Genomic DNA, 20,136 nt, shown 5'->3' on the forward strand with positions numbered 1-20,136 from the left:
GGAGGCGGCTGTGAAGCGCCTGGGCGTCATCGGGGGGACGAACGCGGACTTCGCGTTGTCACAGGCTGATGACGTGCACGTCGAGACGCCCTACGGCTCGGTCGACGTCTCCGCGGGCACGGTGCCCGGTACGGACGCGAGCGCCTGCTTCATCAGACGGCACGGGCGTGCTCACGAGCGACTTTCGTCGATGGTCGAGCACCGCGCGAACGTGTGGGCACTGCGGGAGGCGGGTTGCACGGCGATCCTGGGGACGACCGTCTGTGGCATCATCGATCCGGAGATGCCCCTGGCCACGGCCATCCTCTTCGACGACCTCTTCTTCCCCGACAACCGGTTTCCGGACGGGTCGCCGTGCACGTTCTTCGACACCCCCGGGGAGGCAGGACGCGGGCACTACATCTTCGGCCCACCGTTCTCTCCTGCGATGTGTGAGGCGCTGGCGGCATCCGCGCGGGAGGCTCGGGTACCGCTGCGCGAAGGTGGCACGTACGCCTACGCTCTGGGGCCGCGCTTCAACTCCCGTGCCGAGATCGCCTGGATGCGCGGCGTCGGCGCATGCGCGGTCAGCCAGACCGCGGGGCCGGAAGCCGTGCTCGCCGGAGAGCTCGAACTGCCGTACGCGCTGCTGGGTTTCGGCATCGACTACGCCAACGGCGTGCAGACCGAGCCGACACCCGTGGAGGTTCTCGACGCCAACATAGCGGCGAGCCGGCCGGCGTTCGAGGCGATCGTGAGCGGTGCGGTCGCCGTGCTCGCGAGCTGCGCCTTCGACTCCGGGTTCGTCTACCGCTTCGAGTAGCGTGCTCTCCACGACGCGAGTATCGCAGGCGAGACACCCAGCTCACGCCCGAGAACGGTCGCGGTGTTCAGGGCCGTGTAGCGCCACGGCCCCATCTCGCGCCATCGGCGGTCGGAGGTGACGACAGCGGTGGGGGCGGTGCGAACCTCACCTGCTCTGCGGGCCGCTCTCACTAGATCGTAGTCCTCCATGATGGGTACCGCGGGGAACCCGCCGAAGGCCCGCCATGCCGCCGTGCGCATGAACAGCCCCTGATCGCCGTAAGGGAACCCTAGTCTCGAGCGCAGGTTCGTTCCCCATTCGATCAGTCTCATCTTCGGTGTGTCAGCGCCGTTCGAGAAACGGAACGCCCCCACCAGCACCTCCGGATCGCAGAGCACGGCGAGCGCATCGCCGACGAATCCGTACGGCGGCGCCGTGTCGGCATGCAGGAACAGGACGGCGTCGGACATGGCTGCGGCCGCCCCGGCGTTCATCTGCGCAGCGCGGCCGCGGTATCCCTCGATCACGGGGATTCCCGCTCGGCGGGCCACGTCCGCCGTCCCGTCCGTGCTGCCCCCATCGACGACGATCGTCTCGACGTCAGCCTGTTCCACCGCCGCCAGCAGCGCGGGCAGGGTCTCAGCCTCGTTCAGCGCGGGCACCACGACGGTCAGTGTCCGGGGTGGTTCGTACCACTGCGCCCGGATCGCCTCCCAGGCAGGCAGGTCCTCGGGACGGTCGATGTCGGCACGCGGTTCGAGGATCTCGACGTCGATGTGGGCGCGAGCGAGAGCGGCGCGAGTCTGATCGGCCACGTGTTCGGTGCCCCATGCGATCCCTGCGAGCAGCCCGGGCAAGCGCTCGGCCGAATCGCGGGTGAGCGCCATCAGGCAGAAGCCTCCATCGGTCGCGGGGATGAGCGCGCCTCCTCGATGGCTTGCCGCCTCAAGCGCCTGGCGGATACCTGCGGCATCCACGGTGGGGCAGTCCCCGCCGAGGACCGCGGCGATGCGACCGGACCGCAACCCATCCTGCAGCGCGCGCTCGAGCCGGTCGCCCAGACTGCCCTCGCCCTGAGGGACGCAGCGCAGCCGCAGCCACCGACGCGCTTCCCGGAAGTCGTCACCCGTGATCCGGGCCTCGACGGTGACACCGTCCGTTGCCGATAGGATGCGAGCTTGCCGCGCGACGTGCTGCGTCATCTCGCGCTGGAGCCGAGCGGCGCCCGGGGCGCCGAGAACGCCGCTCAGACGGGTCTTGGACTCCCCGGCCACGGGTGAGCGCGTGAAGATGCTGAGTGTCGAGATCGTGGGAGACATGAGGCTCATGTCACGCGTTGCGCGGCGCGATCTGGCCCGGCCCGTCATCTTGAGTCGTCCCCAGCGGGACCACGTCCTCCGAACGAGGCGTCCCCAGGCAGGGCTCGGCGGTGTAGCGCTCGGCGAGGAAGGCGGCCCGGTCGGCGGCGTTGAGCATCAGCGGCATGAGGTCGCGTCCGGCGATGTGGCCGAGTGCCCCGCGCAGGCAGTCGCGCTCGCCGAACACCGACACGTCGTCGCGCCCGGCGGCGCCGCCGGCGAGCAGTACGGGGACGGCCTCGCCCGAGTGGTAGAGGGGGCCCGAGGACGGTGTGGCGTGGTCGCCAGTGACGGCGACGACCAGGTCGCCGGAGAGAAGCCGCTCCAGGTGCGGGGCGATGGCTGCGTCGAGCGTCTCGATCACCTCGCGCTTGCGCGAGGGCGACTTGCGGTGGCTCGCTTGGTCGGGCCACTTCGTGTGCACGTGGACGAAGTCGGTGTTCCCGCCGTCGAGCAGGGCGATGCCGGCAGCGATGCGCTCGGAGAACCCGTCGCGGTCGTCTCCGGCGTCGATGTGCGTCAGCCCCAAGGCGCGTGCGAGCCCCGCGTAGAGCGGCCCGGTCGAGAGCGTGGCGCCGCGTAGGCCGGTGCGCTGCGTGAACGTGGCAAGCGGCGCGCGGGAGCCGGACCACTTCACCACCGCGGTGTCCAGCTCGCATCCGGCCGACCGCTCGCGCGCGAGGAGCATCCATGCGTTGAGGATATGGGCGGTACGGGCGGCCGCGGCCGGGTCTGCGGCTTCGGCGAGGGGCAGCACTCGACGCACCGGGGCGTCCTCGCTCAGCGGGTCGGCGTCTGTGACCTCGTGCGACAGCGTGCCGCCGAGCGGGGTGAGCGTGAGGATACCCTGCTTGGCGCCGGTGTGGGTGAACGTGCACATCACGCCGTCGATCTCGGCGTCGAGGTCCGCGTCGGCGTTGGCCGCCGGCCCCTCGCGGGGGTCGGGGCGCTCGGCGACCCACAGCACTCCTTCGCGGTTCACGGCACGCAGGAAGCTCGCGCGGCAGACGACGTCGCCCGCTGCGGGCTCGAGTCCCTCGCCGTACGCTTCGAGCAGGCCTCGGCCCGGGAACTCGTGCGGTTCGAACCCGAACAGCACCGCGTGCGCGAGAGGGGAGGATGGCGCGCGCCCCGGTCCGAGCGGCCATACGAGCCCGGTGGTTCCGGCGGCGGCGAGCGCGTCGAGCACCGGCGTGTGCGCAGCCTCCAGCGGCGTCAGGCCGCCGAGGTCCGGCGCCTGCCGGTCGCCGAGACCGTCGAGGAGGATCAGCAGGATCGGGCGCGCGGAGCCGTTCACGAGTGATTTCCCGCCAGGACGTCGCCGACGACCGTCTCCCAGTCGGTGCGACCGGATCCCATCGCGTCGACGATCGCCATCCCCGCCGGGACCAGGTATTCGGACAGGAGCGCCGCGGGTGGTCCGGAGACGACCGGCGAGCCATCCAAGGCCTTCTCGTTGTCAGAGAGCACACACCGCAGTTGCGGCGAACCGCCGGGCCAGCGCGGACCGAGCAGACTCTCGATGCCGGACGTCGCGGCGATCCCCCTGACGGGGAGGGCGAGCTCGATCCCGGCGTGCGCGAGCACCCGCGCGTAAGCGTCCAACGCTTCCGGAGTCTGGTTCGCCTTGGTGCGCGCCCCGTGCCGCTCGCGTTCTCCCGACACGATCACTGAGGTGTCGAGTTCGCGGGCGAGTGGGACGCGTAGTACGTGGAGGTACAGGTGACAGCCGACGCACGGCAGCCATGCGCCGAACCGGGCGGCGAGCGCCGAGGCGAACCTCCCGTTGAGCGCGCGCCACAGCGTGGGATCCGCGAGGCGCACGAGGTCTGAGAGGCGGGCGCCCGTGCGCAGGCCGAGCTCCTCGCGCAGGAGGGCGACGTTGGCCTCGATGCCCGAGAAGTCGCCGAACTCGGTGCCGGTGGAGGCGTAGCTCGGCACGTAGTCCGCGACCTCGGGATGGGAGTCCGCGAACGCGAGGGCCGCGGCGATGCTGTCGGCGCCCGAGACCTCGACCAGGACCGGCATCCTGCACCCCCTTTATGCGTCGAAGAAGTCTCTGACGAGACGACAGGTGCGCGCGGTCTCGTCCCGGTCGTGCAACTCGATGGTCCACCAGTCGCAGCCAGTCTCGCACAGCGCACGCAGGGTATGCACCATCGGTTCGAGTCCGAGCGGCGCGTGGTGGCCGTCGTGGTCCTCGTACTCGTAGACGTGTGCCGTCTCGATCCGCGGCGACATCAGCGACACGAAGCGCTCGGCTCCGAAGCCGAGGCCCGCCGCCGCGCTCGACGACGCATGTCCGATGTCGAGGGTGACCCCGGCGTCGGCGGACTCGACGAGGGCGAGGAATGAGAGCGGGTCCGAGGTGTCGCCCCAGCGCAGGTTCTCCAGGCAGATGCGCACGCCGGAGCGCGCGCCGGTCTCCACCAGACGGGCGAGTCGCTCGGCCGTCCTCTGGAAGCGGTCGCCTTCGCGCGACCCGCTGGGCAGTGCGGCGTGTACGGTGAGATGCGATCCGCCGCAATCGCTGACGAAGCCGATCAGCCTGGAGACGGCACGCTCGGCGACGCTCGCCTCGTCGCTGTCGGCGCTCGAGAATCCGTGGCCGCACAGCGGGAAGTGGTAGCGCGCCGGGAGTCCCTCGCGCCTGAGAGCGTCGGCGAGCGGGGCGATGGCGACGCCGTCCTCGGGGTCGATGGTGATCTCCACCCCGGCTCGGTCGCCGCACTCTAGCGCGAGCTCGACCGTGCCGGCGAGCGTGTCGGTGGGGCGGTGACATACGGCGAGGCGAGGGCGCATGGCTTCATTCTATCAGGGTTGCGGATACATGGTATAAATCAGGACGACGATAGCATCGCGGCGACGACTGCCGCGCTCGACCTGGGAGGGCATCGTGGCCAAGCGCATCCTGATCATGTCAGACCGAATGGGCTCCGGGGACGACGAACTCGGCCGTCTACTGATGCGCAACTTCCTGTACTCGCTCGCCCGCGAGGAGGGCCAGCCGGCTGCTGTCCTGTTCAGCAACGGCGGTGTGCGTCTCGCCTGCGAGGGCTCCGAGTCGCTCGACGACCTGCGACTGCTCGTCGAGAACGGCGTGGCGGTGAGGGCGTGCGGGACGTGCCTCGACTTCCTCGGCCTGAAGGAGTCGCTCGCCGTCGGCGAGGTCGGCGCGATGCCGGGCCTCGTGGCGTCGCTGTGCGGCCCCGACGATATCGTCACCATCGCCTAGGGTCGGCGCCCTCTCGGGTACACTGGTCCCATGGATGTCCAGGAACACTTGCGGCGGCTCCCCAAGGTCGATGTCCTCCTCGAGCGGGACGACATCGCCGGGCCGCTGGCGGACGTGCCGCGCACTCTCGTCCTCGAGGCGGTGCGCGAGGCGGTCGAGGCGGTGCGCGCACGCATCCTCGCGGGCGAGGACGCGTGCACCGACGCCGACGCAGTCGCCGCCGACGCGGTGTCGCGCGCTCGCGCGAAGGCGGCCCGCTCGCTCGTGCCGGTCGTGAACGCGACCGGCATCATCGTCCACACCAACCTCGGCCGCTCGGTTCTCGCGCCGGCCGCGGTCGCCGCTGCCGCTCGGGTCGCGGCGGGCTACTCGACGCTCGAGTACGACCTCGCCGCGGGCGAGCGCGGGTCTCGCCATGTGCACGTCGAAGCGCTCCTCACGCGGTTGACCGGCGCCGAAGCGGCGATGGCGGTCAACAACAACGCCGCCGCGGTCCTTCTCGGCCTCGCCGGGCTCGCGCGGGGACGCGAGGCGATCGTCAGTCGCGGGCAGCTCGTCGAGATCGGCGGCTCCTTCCGCATCCCCGACATCATGCGGGAGTCGGGTGCTTCGATGGTCGAGGTCGGCGCGACGAACAAGACGCATCTGGCCGACTACGAGCGTGCCGTCAGCGAGCGGACCGGCCTGCTGCTGAAGGTCCACTCCTCGAACTTCCGCGTCGTCGGGTTCTCCGAGGAGGTCTCGCTTCCCGATCTCGTCGCTCTCGGAGCCAAGCACGGCGTTCCGGTGATGGAGGACCAGGGCTCGGGTGTGCTCATCGACCTGTCGGGGCACGGCCTGCCCGACGAGCCGACGCTGCGCGACGCCGTCGAGGCGGGGGCGGACCTCGTCACGGCTTCGGGCGACAAGCTGCTCGGAGGGCCGCAGGCCGGCATCCTCGTCGGGAAGCGTGGTGTCATCGACGCGCTCAAGAAGCATCCGCTCGCCCGCGCCCTGCGGCTCGACAAGCTCACGCTCGCCGCACTCGAGGTGACGTTGCGCCTCTACCTCGAGCCCGAGCGGGCGCTTCTCGAGGTGCCGACGCTGCGCATGCTGACCGAACCGGCCGCGCAGGTCGCGGCTCGCGCGGCACGGCTCGCTGACGCCGTTCGCGCGGCGTGCGGCGAGGCCTACGACGTGACGACCGCGGAGGACGTCTCGCGCGCCGGCGGAGGGGCGCTGCCGCTCGCCGACATCCCGACGACCGTCGTCGTCGTCGCTTTGCGAGGTACCGGAGTCGTCGCGCTCGAGGCCCGCCTGCGCGCCGGCGACCCGCCCGTGATCGCTCGCATCGAGCGCGACCGTCTCCTCATCGACCCGCGCACTCTGAGCGAGCCCGAGGAGGCCATCGTCGTCGAAGCGTTACGTCGCGCTGCGGAGTAGCGTCCGGCGCGGATCAGTAGCTGATGCCTCCGGATGACGAGAGCTTCCGCAGCCACATCTCCTCGAGCGTCTGAAGGTCGTCCGACGGGTCGTTGCCCGGCAGGTCCGAAGGCTCCAGGGTGTCCAGGATCTCGAACTCGAAGACCTCGGCCCCGGACGCGTTCCAGTCCGTCTGCAGCGAGCCGTTCGGGTGGGAGCCCAGGTCAAGTTGGAATCTCAGCCGGTTGAGCATCGCGGGGAGATCGACGGTCGACCCGACCAGGAAGCGCCCGTTCGCGGTGTTGCGCACGCGGTAGACCCCCATGGGGCGGGGAGTCTCCTTGTACCGGCGGATGCGTTCCTTGCGGTCCACGCGACTCCGTCCCCGGGCGGGTGAGACTGCTCAGGACGCCACCCTCAGCGACCGTGCGTTGATCGCGACGATGACGGTGGAAGCGGACATGAACACGCCTCCGATCGCCGGGCTCAGCAGGATCCCGACCCCTGCCAGCACGCCTGCGGCGAGCGGGATAGCGATCACGTTGTAGCCTGTCGCCCACGCGAGGTTCTGCACCATCTTGCCGTACGTGGCGCGGGCGAGAGCGATGATCGTCGCCACGTCCCCCAGGTTGCTGCGCACGAGAACGACGTCGGCGGTGGCGACCGCCACATCCGTGCCGGCGCCGATGGCGATGCCCACGTCGGCCGATGCCAGCGCTGGTGCGTCGTTCACGCCGTCGCCGACCATCGCCACGACCTTGCCCTCCGAGCGGACACGCTGGACGGTCGCCGCCTTCTCGGCCGGCAGGACCTCGGCGAAGAAGCGCTCGATGCCGAGTTCGGACGCGATGCGCTCGGCGACCACAGCATTGTCGCCGGTCAGCATGATCGGCTCGATGCCCATCTCCTTCAGCCGCCGTACCGCTTCGACGGATTCAGGCCGGACGATGTCGGAGAGCGAGACGGCTCCCTCGATGCGTCCGTCGCGCAGGACGTAGACGACCGTGCGGCCCCCCTCCGAGAGCCCGTCCGCGCTCGCGGGCGCGGAGACCCCGATCTCCGCGAGGTAGCCCGGGCTGACGACCGCCACGTCGTGCCCGTCGACTCGTCCACGCGCTCCCTTGCCAGGGATAGCCTCGAAGCCGTCCACCGCAGACTTGGCCGGCGCCGCGTCGGCGATGGCGCGGGCGATGGGGTGCTCGGAGAACTCCTCGATCGAGCCCGCGAGAGAGAGCAGCTCGTCCCGGGTGGAGTCGCCGAACGACACGACGTCGGTCACGCCGAAGTGGCCGAGCGTCAGCGTGCCGGTCTTGTCGAAGATGACCGCGTCGAGCAGACGCGCGTTCTCGAACGCCATGCGGTTGCGGACGAGCAGCCCGCTGCTCGCGCCCAAGGAGGTCGAAACAGCCACGACGAGCGGGATGGCCAGCCCGAGCGCGTGCGGGCATGCGATCACCATCACGGTGACCGCGCGTTCCATCGCGAAGGAGAGCGGCCGGCCGAGGATCATCCATGCCGCGAACGTCGCCGTGCCCCCGCCGAGCGCCACCAGGGTCAGCCACATCGCCGCCCGGTCGGCGAGGTCCTGGGTCTTGGACTTCGACTCCTGCGCCTCGCGCACGAGATCGATGACCTGGGACAGGAACGATTCCGCTCCCGTGCGGCGCACCGTCACCACGAGGGCGCCCTCGCCGTTGACCGCTCCGCCGATGACCTCGTCTCCGGCCGCCTTCGACACCGGGACCGATTCGCCCGTGAGCATGGACTCGTCTACGGACGACGCGCCTTCCAGCACGTCGCCGTCGGCGGGGACCTTCTCCCCGGGCTTGATCACGACGACGTCACCCGACTGCAGCGCCTCGAGCGGCACGTCGGTCATGGTGCCGTCCGCGCCACGGCGATGGGCCTGCGAAGGCATGAGCTTGGCCAGCGACTCGAGAGCCTTGGACGCCTCGCCCACGGAGCGCATCTCGATCCAGTGGCCGAGCAGCATGATATCGATGAGGGTGGCGAGCTCCCAGAAGAACGGCATGCCCGCGACGCCGAACACGGTGGCGGCGCTATAGAGGTAGGCGACGCTGATCGCGACCGCGACGAGCGTCATCATCCCCGGCTTGCGTTCGCGAAGCTCCCTCGCCAGGCCCATGAGGAACGGCCTGCCACCGAAGACGTACAGGAACGACGAGAGCGCGAGCAGGATCCAGTCCGCACCCGGGACCGGGAGTATCCGGTCGCCGCGGACGAGCGGCAGCCCCGGCGACATGAGGATCACCGGGATCGTGACCGCGAGGCTTATCCAGAAGCGCTGCCGGAAGTCCGTGACCGAATGGCCCTCGTGGCGACTGCCCGAGTGCTCCGAGTGGCCGCCGTGCGCGCCGTGCGCGTGCTCCGCGTGACTATCCACCCAGAGCCCGCAAGAGCTCGTCGTACTGATCCTTGGCGATCTCGCCGCTCGCCAGCCTTCTCCTCGCTATCGCGACCGCTTCGTCGTGTTTGATCGAGGCGGCGGAGGGGTGTGCCGCGCCCGGATGGGCCCCATGGCCGGAGGCGGCCCTCACGGCCCAGATGATGAGCAGGACGATCCCCGCGACCACGAGCGCCCCGAACACCATCATGAGCAGGCCGCCCAGCCACCAGCCGCCCATCATGTTCCCGTACCCGTAGTCGAAACCCCGACCGTACATCATCTCGCGCTCAACTCCTTCAGGTAGGCGATCACGTCCGTGATGTCCTCGTCGGTCATGTCCCACCGCGGCATCGGGGTGCGCAGGCGCTTCCCATCGGGCTCGATCCCGTCCCGGATCGCCCGCGCGATGTCGGCGTCGGACCACTCGCGGATGTATGTGCCGTCTTCCGAGCGCACGCTCGAGAGCGTCGAGTACCTGATGTCCGGGACATCCACGGTGCCGTACATCATGCCGATAAGACCGCCGCGGCCGTCCTCGCCGTGGCAGTCGACACACGCCGTGCCGCCCATCATCCCGAAGCCCGCGCCCGCTCGCGGGATCACCCCGGCTTCGTCGGTGCCCGTGTAGTAGATGCGCTGGCCGTTCGATGAGAAGCCGCCGAGAGGCGACGATCCGCTGGCCGTCGCGAAGACCACGGCTAGGCCGATCGCGCCGACAGCGATCGAAGCCAATGCCCATAGGAGTGTCGCTCGCTGCTTCATGCTCCCCTTATTCCCGTTCGCCGTCGCGTCGAAGAAGCCCCGGCCCCGCGGTCGCCCGCTCGCCGGGCTTTCACGCGGTCATCGCGTCGAACCCGGCTTCGCGTATGGTGTCCACGATGGTGACGCTATCGACGAGGCTCTCATCGAAGAGCACGGAGGTCGTGCCGGCAGACAGCGTCGCAGTGACGGCGACCACGCCCGGGAGCCCCTGTAGCGCTTTCTCGACCAGGGCGGTGCAGGCGTCGCACATGAGTCCCGGTGTCTTGACGTGTATCGCGTTCAAGGTGGTCCTTCTTCCGGTCTCGAAGGGACATCGCTGGAAGCGATCGGCGGCGAAGGCGGAGCGGCCCTGTTCGGGACCGCTCCGCAAGGCCGATCTCTAGTACGCCGAACCCATCATGCCGTAGCCGCGATCCGAAGCGCCGGTGCCGTCGAGACACGGTGGGGCTACCCTGCCGCTGGTGACGTCGTCGTGCATGCGCGCGACGTCGACCCTGCCGTCCGCGGTGCGATAGCGGCTCATGAAGGAGTTCATCTCGGCGATGCTGGGTCGGCTGGCCGACACCGTTCTCGCGGACGGGCGCATCATGGTGCGGCCGAGGTAGGCGCGGCCCGTCCACGCGCGCGGCGTGGCGTACGCGGTACCCACGAATGCGGCGCTGGCAACGAGCCCGGCCATCAAGCTCACGGCGATCTTGGTCCTGGTGTTCATGTCCTTCTCCTTGTTGCTCAAGCCCTCTTGGGGCGGGGTCTGGTCGTCCATCTCGGTCTACGTGCGCTCATGGCGCGCTATCTCGCCTTGCCGCCGACGAGGACCTCGGCGCCGAAGCCGATGTCCGCCACGCGCGCGCGGATGTCCTCGGCGTTCACGATCTCGGGGTCGAACAGCACCGACGTCAGCTGTAGCTCGCGAAAGGCGCGCGCGGCCTTGACGCCGGGCAGATGCTCGATCGCTGCCTCGATGCGAGGCGGGCACGCGCCGCAGTGCATGCCGGTGGTCAGGATGTGGACTGCGTTCATCGGTGATCCTCTCGTCCTTGCCGATACGCGACCGTATCGACGTCGCGGGCTGCTTCTCATCGCCGAAGGGGCCGATGAGCGACGAGGGGCTCCTAGATGCGCAGACGCCCGTTGAGCGGGTCCGCGGGAGTGAGCGGCGCCGCGATCGCCGACAGGCGTCGCGCGGGTGAGTGTGCCGAGCCGACTGCAGCCGCCACCACGACCGCCGCGACGAGCAGCTGCGTCACGAGCGTCCGCGCGGATCCCGTCTCGATCGCCGACCCGAGGACGCTCGAATGTGTCATCAAGAGGCACTTCGGGCTCATGCTCTGGAGCATCGAGGCGTGGACGCCCAGGGGGCATGCGATCACCAGGACGGCGGAGAGCAGTAGGGCGACGAGGAGCGTCGCCACCAGCTTACTGTTGTCACTAGCGAACTGCATGAGACCTCCGGACGACTTCGAGACGAGGCGGGATGACGCAACTGCTGTGCCACCTCCAGCTGCGCGGATGTGGAGTTCTTGTGTGGTTCGCGCGGCGCGGTCAGCTGGAAGCGGCGGCCCGCCCGACAGCCGGCTCGCGCAATGTCCGAACGGCTCCGACCAGACCCATGACCCATCCGACCGGATAGGGAGCCAGGACGAGTGTCCACCAATACGAGAGGCCGCTCCCCGGCCCGAAGCCTCCGAGCGCACTCGACCCGAACATCGCGCCCACGCCGACCGCTACGAGAGCGAGCGACCAGCAGAGGAACGCCCGGTGCCGGCTCTTGCCGAGCCAGGCTCCGAGGGCGACGAAGGCGGCCCCGGGGAGGATGAGAAGCGATCCTTCGAGAGGGTCGAGGGCTCCGATCACCATGGCGGCCAGCCCGACGATGACGAGGATGCGTGGCCACCGGCCCGATCCATTCACGACAGCCTCCTTCGGCTGGCTTGGAGCGAGACACGGCGTGTCTCAGGCCGCGAGAAGTGTGTTCACTGCCTCGATCGCCTCGAAGAGCGTGGCTGTCGGCGGCGTCGGCACGGTTCCGGCGACTTGCGCCCGTACCAGTCTCTCAGCTACAGCGTCACTGGCGCAACACAGTGCGACGATCACGCCTCGCTTATCGAGCGCTTCCACGGCGTCCCTCAGCGCTACCAAGCCCGTGAGGTCGATGAACGGAACGTCGACGAGTTTGAGCACGATGGCCCTCGGATCGGTGTCCGTGTGCAGGAGAGCGCTCTCGAACTGCTCGATCGCGCCGAAGAAGAACGGTCCGTCCACCGTGTACACGAGGACACCCGCAGGGACCGCATCGGCCTGTTCCGCCGGTAGGCGAGATGCGATCTCCTCTTCGTTCAGCGAACGGACTTCCACCGCGGACGTCATGCGGCGGAAGAAGTTGAGCATCGCGAGGATCACTCCGACCTCGACCGCGATCGAGATGTCGGTGAAGACGCTCAACGCGAGAGTGACCAGCATGATGGCGACGTCCGAGCGCGGAGCCCTTCGCGCGACCCGCACGAGTCTTCCTGCCTGGCTCATGTTGAAGGCGACGACGAACAGGATCGCCGCCAGGGTCGTCAACGGGACGTACGACGCCAGAGGCGCGAGGACCAGGAGCACGAGAGCCACTGTGGCGGCGTGGGCGATGCCCGCGATGGGGCTGTCACCACCGTGCCTGATATTCGTGGCGGTGCGAGCGATCGCCCCGGTCGCCGCGAACCCGCCGAAGAGGGCCGCGCCCATGTTCGCGATGCCCTGTCCCACCAACTCCTGGTTCGGGTCGTGTCTGGTTCCCATCATGCCGTCGGCGACGGTCGCCGAGAGTAGCGATTCGATCGCGCCGAGAAGAGCCACCGCGATCGCAGGCTGCAGCAGATCGAGGACGGTCACGAGCGTCGGGCGCGGGAGCGTGAGCGGCGGAAGTCCGCGTGGGATCCCGCCGAAGACGGACCCGATGGTCGCGATGCCCGGCGGATGGAAGACGGCGATCACGATGGTCGCACCGGCGAGGGCGACCATCGGCGCAGGGAACCTGCCCGCGACCGGGATCCTAGGCCAGAGCGCGACCACCAGCAGACTCGCGATGCCCAGGGCGGTCGTCGCGGGCTGCAGATGTGGCAGGGCTTCGAGTAGTCGTGGCAGCTTCTCGTATAGCGACGCGCCTCCGGTCTTGGGGAGTCCGAAGAAGCTCTCCCATTGCCCGAGCCAGATCACGATCGCGATCCCCGCGGTGAAACCGAGGACGACGGACTCGGGGATGAAGCGGATCATCCCCCCGAGCTTGGACAGCCCCAGCAACAGGAGCATCGCTCCGGCGATCAGCGTGACCAGTTGGAGGCCGACGAGACCGTACTTGGTGGTAACGCCCAGGAGGAGGACGGCGAAGGCACCGGTCGGGCCGGCGATCTGGACACGGGTGCCACCGAAGAGCGTGACGATCAGTCCTGCGACGAGGGCCGTGTAGAGGCCCTGCTGGGGCTTGGCGCCTGATGCGATCGCGAATGCCATCGCCAGGGGGAGCGCCACGACTCCGACCACGATGCCAGCCGAGATGTTCCGAACGATAGTGTCTCGGCGAAACAGTCCGGCCCGCCATGCTTCTATGATCGAGGGCACGAGGCTCCAAGGACCCGGTTGCGGAAGGATGTCGCCATCCTATCACGCCGGCCTGGCGGACAGTACGACCTCACAGTCCGCGACATCCCCCGGGACGATTCGGAAGAGCGGGCGCGGTCCTAGTCGGTGAAGGTGAGATCACGCAGTCGGAAGACCACCACGCAGGTCGCGAAGAGCGCCAAGGACCAGGCGGCGAAGAGGATCGCGATCTCCGGGAAGGGGGTGGACCGCGGCATGTCGCCCATGGTGACGAACGCTCGACCGAACGGAGGGAGTGCCGGCTGGACGGCTGTCAGGATCCGGCCGGTCGGACCGGGGATGGCGGACGGATCGCCCGCCACCAGGTAGAGCATCACCAGCGCGGCCACGACACCCGCCCAGCGACGCGTGAACAGACGGGAGAACGGGAGGGTCAACAGGACGGCGGTGACGAGCATGAGGGCGATCGTGCCCACACGCGCCGGTGCTTGAGAGACGGCGCCGTGCGTCATCATCATGATCGGCACGGCTGCGATCGAGAGCCAGGCGAGATCGACGGCCACGATCGCGACCGCGGCGAGGTAGCGCTCCCGTCCCCCGACATGGACCGTCGAGTAGAGCGCCCGGGCATTCGCCGCGTCCGAAGCGATGATGATCCCGAAGCGCTGGAGCATCCCTTTCGAGTATCGGGCGAGCTGCTTGCCGCCCTCGGCGCCCAGCCCCACCCGGTCCAAGACGTCGCGGCAACGAGCCGACCTGCCCCTGAGCGGCAGCCCGCGCATCGACGAAAGGAGCTTCAGCAGCGCGTAGGCGGAGTGGGAGCGATGGTAGTTCGGGAGTTCCGGCATGAACCCGATCCGCCGGTATGCGCGTTCGGGTGACATCCCGAAGACACGCACCCGGCCGCCGGACGGGCGGACGAATCCCGACAGGATGTGCAGCAGCGTCGTCTTGCTGGCGCCGTTGCGGCCGACGAGACCGACGATGCCCTCGGCTTCCAGCTCCAGGTCGACACCGCACAGCGCCGTCTGCTGCTGGTAGCGCTTCGTCACCCCCGAGAGTGAGATCACCGAACCCGTTCCCCGTTCCCCCGACATCGCTCGCCGTCAGTGTAGCCGACTCCCGTAGAGACCGGCGTCCTCGGCGCCATAGCAGCAGAAGACGACCGACCGCGGCAGGTCGTGCGCGAGCAGCCACTCACCCACCGTCGAGACCGCGATATCGCATGCTTCCGGCTTCGGGTACCCGTAGACCCCGGTCGAGATGCAGGGGAAGGCGACCGAGGTCAGCCCGGCGTCGGCGGCCAGTCGCAACGACTGCGCGTAGCAGGATCGCAGGAGATCGCGCTCTCCGCCGCCCCCACCCCGATACACCGGCCCCACGGTGTGGATGACGAAGCGGGCGGGAAGGGCGTGTCCGCCGGTCATGCGGGCCTCGCCGGTCGGGCAGCCGCCCAGCTGGCGGCACTCCTCGAGTAGAGCAGGCCCCGCCGCGCGGTGGATGGCGCCGTCGACCCCGCCCCCGCCGAGCAGCGACGTGTTCGCGGCGTTGACTATCGCGTCGACATCCAGCCTCGTGATGTCGCCCGTGATGACTCGCATCCGCGAAGCGCTGTCGTCGGTCATCCGAACGCTCCGATCCCACCCGACGCGGCGCTTCAAAGGGGCCGTTCGCGCGGCGCGACGCCTGCCTGTTATGGCGGGTCTTACCCAGTGTATCGCGTCCGGGCCGGAGCATCGCCGTCCGAAGGGTTCCCGACCGCGAGAGTCGGCTCAGCCGCCGATCGGACGGTCCTTGGGCTGCGCGGTCCAACCGTCGAGGATGGCCTTGTCCAGAGAGATGCGGCCGCCCGCGATCTCGACCGGGAGCTCGTCCAGGGGGTAGAGCTTGCACGAGCCGCTGATGCCCGTGCCCTGCTCGAGATTCCTCTTCGTGCCGCAGGATTCGCAGGTCAGCGTGCCATCGGGCTCGATCCGCTGGCCCTCACCCTCGCAGGGGGGACAGAAGCTGATGCCCACGAAGAGCCTGCCCGAGGGCTTGACGTACGCGAGCAGGGGGATCGCCCGCGCCCCAGGCTTCGCGTACTCGAAGTAGACGATCTTGTCGTCCTTCACGTCGCTCACCGGTATGGAGAGCTTCGCCCCGTCGTCCTTGGCGGTGACGTTCGTCATCGTGACGGTGGACGAGTAGAGGACGACGTCGGCCAGCTTGGGTTCCTTGTAGTCCGCCGGGAGCAGACGTCCTATGTACTTCTGCTCTTCGGGGGAGACGCCCGCCGCGGCGCCGCTGCCGCCACCCGAGCCTTTGCCCGAGAGCGCCACGACGCCCACGACCAGGAGCACCACCGCGCCGACGATGATCCACGCCGTCGGGTTGCCGCCCTTGCGGGCCGCGGGCTTCGGCGCCGGTTTCGACGCCGCGGACTTCTTCGACTTCTTCTTGGGCATCACGGACCTCCGAGGCCGGGGTTCGACACGGCCTCAGGAGCAACAGTCCAGCCAAAGACCGCGACTCGCATCGAACTGGTGCCCAATGCAGCGTCCGGTGCCAGGCGCCGCGCGTCCCGCTGTCGAAGTCCGCCCCGAACGGCCTCTCGTTCCTCGCAGCTCGGCAAGGCTCGCCGGCTCGCTCAGCCGCGACCGGTCTTCTTGTGGTACGTCTTGGCCGCCTTGCTGATGATCTTCCACTTGCGGCCCTCCTCCGCGCGAAGACGCACGTCGGTCTTCGCCGTCGCGACCTGCGCCTCGCGGATGAGCTTGTGGTAACTGGCCAGGCGCTCGGGCGGCAGCGTCCCGGACTCGACGGCGGCCTGGACCGCGCAACCCGGTTCGTCGTCGTGGGTGCAGTCGCGGAAGCGACACGACTCGGAGGCCTTCTCAATGTCCGGGAATGCGGAAGCGATGCCCTCCTCCGACCCGGTCAGGCCGTGCGAGCGTAGCCCCGGAGTGTCGATGAGCACACCGCCGTCCGGCATCTGGATCAGCTCGCGCGCTACTGTCGTGTGACGGCCGCGGCCGTCGCTCACGCGCACCGCGCAGGTCGCTTGCCGCTCCTCGCCGAGGAGCGCGTTGATGAGCGTGGACTTCCCGGCGCCCGACGGGCCGACCAGGACCGCGGTGCGATGATCCGAGATGTAGGCGAGGATCGGCTGGACGCTCTTACCGGCGAGAGCGTTCATGACGAGCACGTCCGCGCCGAGCGCGACCGACGCGACTGCCGCGCGTGCCGCCTCCGCGTCGACGGAGAGATCCTCCTTCGTGAGCACCACGACGGGAGTGGCGCCCGAGTCCCAGGCGATCGAGAGCTCGCGCTCGATGCGGCGAAGGTTGGGCTCCTCGACGATCGGGTGGACCACGAAGACGGTGTCGATGTTCGCGGCCAGCACCTGGATGTCGGAGGTCTTCCCCGGGTCGCCGCGCGTGATGGCGCTCGAGCGTTCGAGCACGGCCTCGATGAGCGGGGCATCGAGGCCGTCGGGGATCAGCGCGGCCACCCAGTCACCGACGGCTGGCAGGTCCGCCGAGCCGCGGGCGGACTTCAATAGACCCGCGGAGAGCGTCGCGCGGACGATCCCGTCCGGCGTGGCTATCAGCGCGCTGCCGCGGTCGCCGCGGACCACGCGCGCGGGCGTCAGGCCCGCGGCGGCGTAGGGCTCGAACAGCGTCTGCCAGCGCGGGGAGTAGCCCAGTTCTCGGAGTGCGGTGACGTCTGGCAACACGGATCCTTGCGCATCGAAATGGTCGAGGCCTGCGCTCAGTGTAGCGCCCGCCCGATTCAAGCGTCTTGCGGGCGGCAGGGCGCGAACCGGGCGGTGAACGCCGATCCCTCTCCGACGACCGATCGCACGGTGACGTCGCCGCCATGTTCCATGGCCAGCCGCTTGGCTAAGGCCAGACCCAGTCCGGTACCCGACGGTATCGTGGCCCCACGCCTCCTGAGCCTGACGAACTTGTCGAAGATGCCGGTCAGGTCCTCGTTCGGGATGCCGGGCCCCGTGTCTGTGACCTCGTACTCGAGTCCGCCCCCACCGCTCGCACGGCACACGACATCGACGGCACCGGCATCCGTGTACTTCACGGCGTTCGCGCACAGGTTCATCAGAACCTGCGCGACGACGCGCCTGTCTCCGAAGAACAGTCCCGTGCCCTCGATCGATCCCGGTCGCAGTCGCAAGTCCTTCTCCTCCGCAAGCGGCCGGACGGACTCGACCACCTCCGTCATGACTTCGCATGGATCGAACACCTCGGGCACCAACACGACCCGCCCGGACTCGACGCGCTCGATGTCCAGGAGGTCGTTCACCAGGTCGAGCAGGCGGTGTCCCGAGGTGGAGATCATGGAGATCTGCTTCCGCTGCTCTTCATCGAGGGCACCCGCAGCTCCCGATAGCAGGACCCCACTGAACCCGATGATCGAGTTCAGCGGAGTGCGGAGTTCGTGGCTCATGCCGGCGAGGAACTCGTCTTTTGCGGCTGTCGCCTCGACGAGCTGCTCGTTCATCGCCTGGAGCTCCTTCGTGCGCGCCTCGACGAGCTCCTCGAGGTGCTCTTGGATACGCACGAGTTCGTCCTCGGCCGCCTTATGCTCGGTGATGTCCCGTGCGGTCGACAGGGCGCCCGCGGAAGCGCCGTTCTCATCGGTGAGCGCGCGGCACCACCAGCCGAGGAGGCGCTTCTCGCCGTCCCGGCGGCGCTGCCAACTCTCGACGTAGACCGTGTCGCTCGAGCCGTGGAAGAGCGGTTCGACCCTCAGATACGTCTCCTGCTCTCCGAGGAAGTAGTCGGAGGCCTCGTGCCCGACCACGTCGTCCCCGAAGAACCGGCGCCCGGCCTCGTTCACCCAGGTGTAGACCTTGTTCGAGTCCACCTCGGCGATGATGTCGAGAACCGCGGCGAGGATGGCTTCCTGCCGGGACGAGAGGGCCCTCAGTTCGGCTTCGGCTGCCTTGCGTTCCGTGGTGTCACGCAGGATGGCTTGGAGGCGGCCGTCCTGGAGCGGTCGGGCGCTGATCTCGACAGGCACCTTCGACCCGTCTTTGCGCACGAGCACCCTCTCGGCTAGGAGTGTCCTGCCCCGCTGGAGTTCTTCGAGGCGCAGCGGCGTCGCCGCGACGTCAGCGGGATCGACCAGGTCGGAGATCCTCTTGCCGAGGATCTCCTCTCGGGCGTAGCCGAGCATGGCGCAACCGGCGGCGTTGACATCGACGTAGGACCCGTCGGGGTCGGTGATGAAGATACCGTCGGCGGCCTGCTCCATGAGGGACCGGTAGCGCTCCTCGCTGGCGCGAAGCTCCTCCTCCGCCTTCCTGCGATCGGTGATGTCGTGCGCGATGCCGAACAGGCCGTACGGCCGCCCGCCCAGGTCGAGGAGCGGGCCCTTGGTGGACAGGTAGAAGTGGAGTGTCCCGTCAGCCACCGTCAACTGTTCGTCGTACGTCTTCGGCATGCCGCCTTCCATGACCGTCCGGTCGCCTGCCATCACGATCTCGGCTTCTTCGGCGGGGAAGAGGAGCGTGTCGTCGTTGCCGAGGACTTCGTCCGAGGTCTTGCCCGTGATCACCTCGGCAGCGTGGTTGAACAGCAGGTAGCGCCCAGCCAGGTCTTTGACGTAGATGGCGTCCGAGGTTCCGTTGACGACCGACTGCAGCAGCGATCGGCTCCGCCCGAGAGCCTCCTCCGCGAGTCTGCGCTCGTTCATCTCTTCCCCGAGCCGGACCACTTGAGCTTCAGAGGATCTTTGCAGTCGGATGGCCTCGCCCCAAACACCGAAGATCGGTAGGAAGTAGCTCAGGAGGACCGATAGATGAGCTACGTCCCAGTGCGAATCGTAGAACGCCTGAGCATCGAAGACGAAGATATGGACCCATATCCGGAAGATGATGAACGCGACGATGCTCCACAGGAGAGGACTCCGCTGCCGTTCTTTCAAGTAGACACGGGTGTAGAGCAGAAACGTCGTGAAGAACAGAAGTGCGAGGAAGAGCTCCACGCTTCTCTTTGTCGTCGAACCGAGGCGGACGAACTCCGGAAGGAATGGAGACCTGAAGATGAGCAACGTGACGAAGGCTGCGCAGACGAGACCGACGAGACCGTAGGCTGCGGCGGTCGCTGCCCTCTTCGCTGGAACGACTTCACGCTTTCCAAGAGCGAGCGCGAGCAAGAGCGATATCGCCAAGACGAGCTGTCCGGTCAGCCAGGTCGAGGAAACGGCCAGTCTGAAAGCGAGGGGTGCTTCAGGCCCGAGCCTGCCATATGAGAACAGGGCGTGAACGAATTCCTCGCTGCCGATCAGAACGAATCCGTTCGAGATCATCAGGTAGAACCAGCGGCCTGTTGAGAGGAAATGAAGCAGGATCATCACTCCTGCCGTTATGGCTAGCAGTGATGACGTGAATTCGAGCACGGCGTGTACATCGCCGCTGCTCGTCCAAGCTGAGTTATCCACTGCCGGGTAGAGCAACAGGGGTAGCACCAACAGGGCGACAAAGGGCAGGTAGTCGGCGGGTCTCTTCACGGGAGTGTTCTTCGCCTTGGGGCACGTCGACATCCACGTCGAGCAGCGCGTGCCTCACCGAATCGGCGGTCTCCTCCTTCTACGCGGGGCACGTGCA

At 68.5% G+C, this 20,136-nt stretch carries 22 protein-coding genes; 3 read left to right on the forward strand and 19 right to left on the reverse strand.

Translation table 11 applies throughout. The features are described 5' to 3' along the window. Positions 1-10 precede the first annotated feature (10 nt). Positions 11-802, forward strand: a complete 792-nt coding sequence (locus WC971_03975; protein MFA5843970.1) for an MTAP family purine nucleoside phosphorylase — start codon at positions 11-13, stop codon at positions 800-802. Here WC971_03975 and WC971_03980 read toward each other — a convergent pair. Genes WC971_03980 through WC971_03995 form a run of 4 tightly spaced genes read right to left on the reverse strand, consistent with a single transcriptional unit; the run spans position 787 to position 4,944 of the window. After that, positions 787-2,103: a TIGR04283 family arsenosugar biosynthesis glycosyltransferase gene (locus tag WC971_03980; protein ID MFA5843971.1), complete on the reverse strand. Its 1,317-nt coding sequence runs from the start codon at positions 2,101-2,103 to the stop codon at positions 787-789. The two genes, WC971_03975 and WC971_03980, sit on opposite strands and share 16 nt — an antisense overlap. A 10-nt stretch (positions 2,104-2,113) precedes the next feature. Further along, a complete protein-coding gene (locus tag WC971_03985; protein ID MFA5843972.1) occupies positions 2,114-3,439 on the reverse strand; it encodes a phosphoglycerate mutase in 1,326 nt (441 codons plus the stop codon). Further along, positions 3,436-4,170 carry a hypothetical protein gene (locus tag WC971_03990; protein MFA5843973.1) on the reverse strand — a complete coding sequence of 245 codons (735 nt, stop codon included), beginning with the start codon at positions 4,168-4,170 and terminating at the stop codon, positions 3,436-3,438. Before WC971_03990 ends, WC971_03985 begins: the two co-directional genes overlap by 4 nt. 12 nt (positions 4,171-4,182) lie before the next feature. Next, on the reverse strand, positions 4,183-4,944 hold the full coding sequence (locus WC971_03995) for a TIM barrel protein (GenBank protein MFA5843974.1): 762 nt from the start codon (positions 4,942-4,944) through the stop codon (positions 4,183-4,185). A 94-nt stretch (positions 4,945-5,038) separates the two neighbouring features. On the opposite strand from WC971_03995, the gene yedF reads away from it, so the two are divergent. Both yedF and selA read left to right on the forward strand, forming a co-directional pair. Then, positions 5,039-5,377, forward strand: a complete 339-nt coding sequence (gene yedF, locus WC971_04000) for a sulfurtransferase-like selenium metabolism protein YedF (protein MFA5843975.1) — start codon at positions 5,039-5,041, stop codon at positions 5,375-5,377. 30 nt (positions 5,378-5,407) lie between these two features. Then, positions 5,408-6,799, forward strand: coding sequence for an L-seryl-tRNA(Sec) selenium transferase (gene selA, locus WC971_04005; protein MFA5843976.1), 1,392 nt, complete (start codon positions 5,408-5,410; stop codon positions 6,797-6,799). A 13-nt stretch (positions 6,800-6,812) separates the two neighbouring features. Here selA and WC971_04010 read toward each other — a convergent pair whose 3' ends face one another. The 15 genes from WC971_04010 to WC971_04080 all read right to left on the reverse strand — a co-directional run bounded on the left by WC971_04010 (position 6,813) and on the right by WC971_04080 (position 20,072). Next, the gene (locus WC971_04010; GenBank protein ID MFA5843977.1) at positions 6,813-7,151 is read right to left on the reverse strand and encodes a GIY-YIG nuclease family protein; all 339 of its coding nucleotides are present in this window, start codon (positions 7,149-7,151) and stop codon (positions 6,813-6,815) included. A 30-nt stretch (positions 7,152-7,181) separates the two neighbouring features. Next, a complete protein-coding gene (locus WC971_04015) occupies positions 7,182-9,182 on the reverse strand; it encodes a copper-translocating P-type ATPase (protein ID MFA5843978.1) in 2,001 nt (666 codons plus the stop codon). Continuing rightward, positions 9,175-9,465: a hypothetical protein gene (locus WC971_04020; protein ID MFA5843979.1), complete on the reverse strand. Its 291-nt coding sequence runs from the start codon at positions 9,463-9,465 to the stop codon at positions 9,175-9,177. The genes WC971_04015 and WC971_04020 overlap by 8 nt, the downstream gene beginning before the upstream one ends. Then, positions 9,462-9,947 (reverse strand): cytochrome c, encoded by a 486-nt coding sequence (locus WC971_04025; GenBank protein MFA5843980.1) that lies wholly within the window; start codon positions 9,945-9,947, stop codon positions 9,462-9,464. The genes WC971_04020 and WC971_04025 overlap by 4 nt, the downstream gene beginning before the upstream one ends. A gap of 70 nt (positions 9,948-10,017) precedes the next feature. Beyond that, positions 10,018-10,230: a heavy-metal-associated domain-containing protein gene (locus tag WC971_04030; protein ID MFA5843981.1), complete on the reverse strand. Its 213-nt coding sequence runs from the start codon at positions 10,228-10,230 to the stop codon at positions 10,018-10,020. Between the two features lie 96 nt (positions 10,231-10,326). Further along, positions 10,327-10,710: a hypothetical protein gene (locus WC971_04035; protein MFA5843982.1), complete on the reverse strand. Its 384-nt coding sequence runs from the start codon at positions 10,708-10,710 to the stop codon at positions 10,327-10,329. A gap of 26 nt (positions 10,711-10,736) precedes the next feature. After that, the gene (locus tag WC971_04040; GenBank protein ID MFA5843983.1) at positions 10,737-10,967 is read right to left on the reverse strand and encodes a heavy-metal-associated domain-containing protein; all 231 of its coding nucleotides are present in this window, start codon (positions 10,965-10,967) and stop codon (positions 10,737-10,739) included. Positions 10,968-11,059: 92 nt separating this feature from the next. After that, positions 11,060-11,389 (reverse strand): hypothetical protein, encoded by a 330-nt coding sequence (locus WC971_04045; GenBank protein ID MFA5843984.1) that lies wholly within the window; start codon positions 11,387-11,389, stop codon positions 11,060-11,062. A 100-nt stretch (positions 11,390-11,489) separates the two neighbouring features. Further along, entirely contained in the window at positions 11,490-11,858 is a 369-nt protein-coding gene (locus WC971_04050) for a hypothetical protein (GenBank protein MFA5843985.1), read from the reverse strand. A 42-nt stretch (positions 11,859-11,900) separates the two neighbouring features. Further along, a complete protein-coding gene (locus tag WC971_04055) occupies positions 11,901-13,547 on the reverse strand; it encodes a SulP family inorganic anion transporter (protein ID MFA5843986.1) in 1,647 nt (548 codons plus the stop codon). Between the two features lie 119 nt (positions 13,548-13,666). After that, on the reverse strand, positions 13,667-14,623 hold the full coding sequence (locus WC971_04060; GenBank protein ID MFA5843987.1) for an ABC transporter ATP-binding protein: 957 nt from the start codon (positions 14,621-14,623) through the stop codon (positions 13,667-13,669). 9 nt (positions 14,624-14,632) lie between these two features. Continuing rightward, the gene (locus WC971_04065) at positions 14,633-15,151 is read right to left on the reverse strand and encodes an O-acetyl-ADP-ribose deacetylase (GenBank protein MFA5843988.1); all 519 of its coding nucleotides are present in this window, start codon (positions 15,149-15,151) and stop codon (positions 14,633-14,635) included. A gap of 147 nt (positions 15,152-15,298) precedes the next feature. After that, positions 15,299-15,973, reverse strand: a complete 675-nt coding sequence (locus WC971_04070) for a Fe-S-containing protein (GenBank protein ID MFA5843989.1) — start codon at positions 15,971-15,973, stop codon at positions 15,299-15,301. Between the two features lie 182 nt (positions 15,974-16,155). Beyond that, positions 16,156-17,241 carry a ribosome small subunit-dependent GTPase A gene (rsgA, locus tag WC971_04075; protein ID MFA5843990.1) on the reverse strand — a complete coding sequence of 362 codons (1,086 nt, stop codon included), beginning with the start codon at positions 17,239-17,241 and terminating at the stop codon, positions 16,156-16,158. Between the two features lie 59 nt (positions 17,242-17,300). Next, positions 17,301-20,072, reverse strand: a complete 2,772-nt coding sequence (locus tag WC971_04080) for a PAS domain S-box protein (GenBank protein ID MFA5843991.1) — start codon at positions 20,070-20,072, stop codon at positions 17,301-17,303. Positions 20,073-20,136 lie beyond the last annotated feature (64 nt).

This window comes from Coriobacteriia bacterium (genome assembly GCA_041658765.1).
Taxonomy (GTDB): domain Bacteria; phylum Actinomycetota; class Coriobacteriia; order Anaerosomatales; family JBAZZO01; genus JBAZZO01.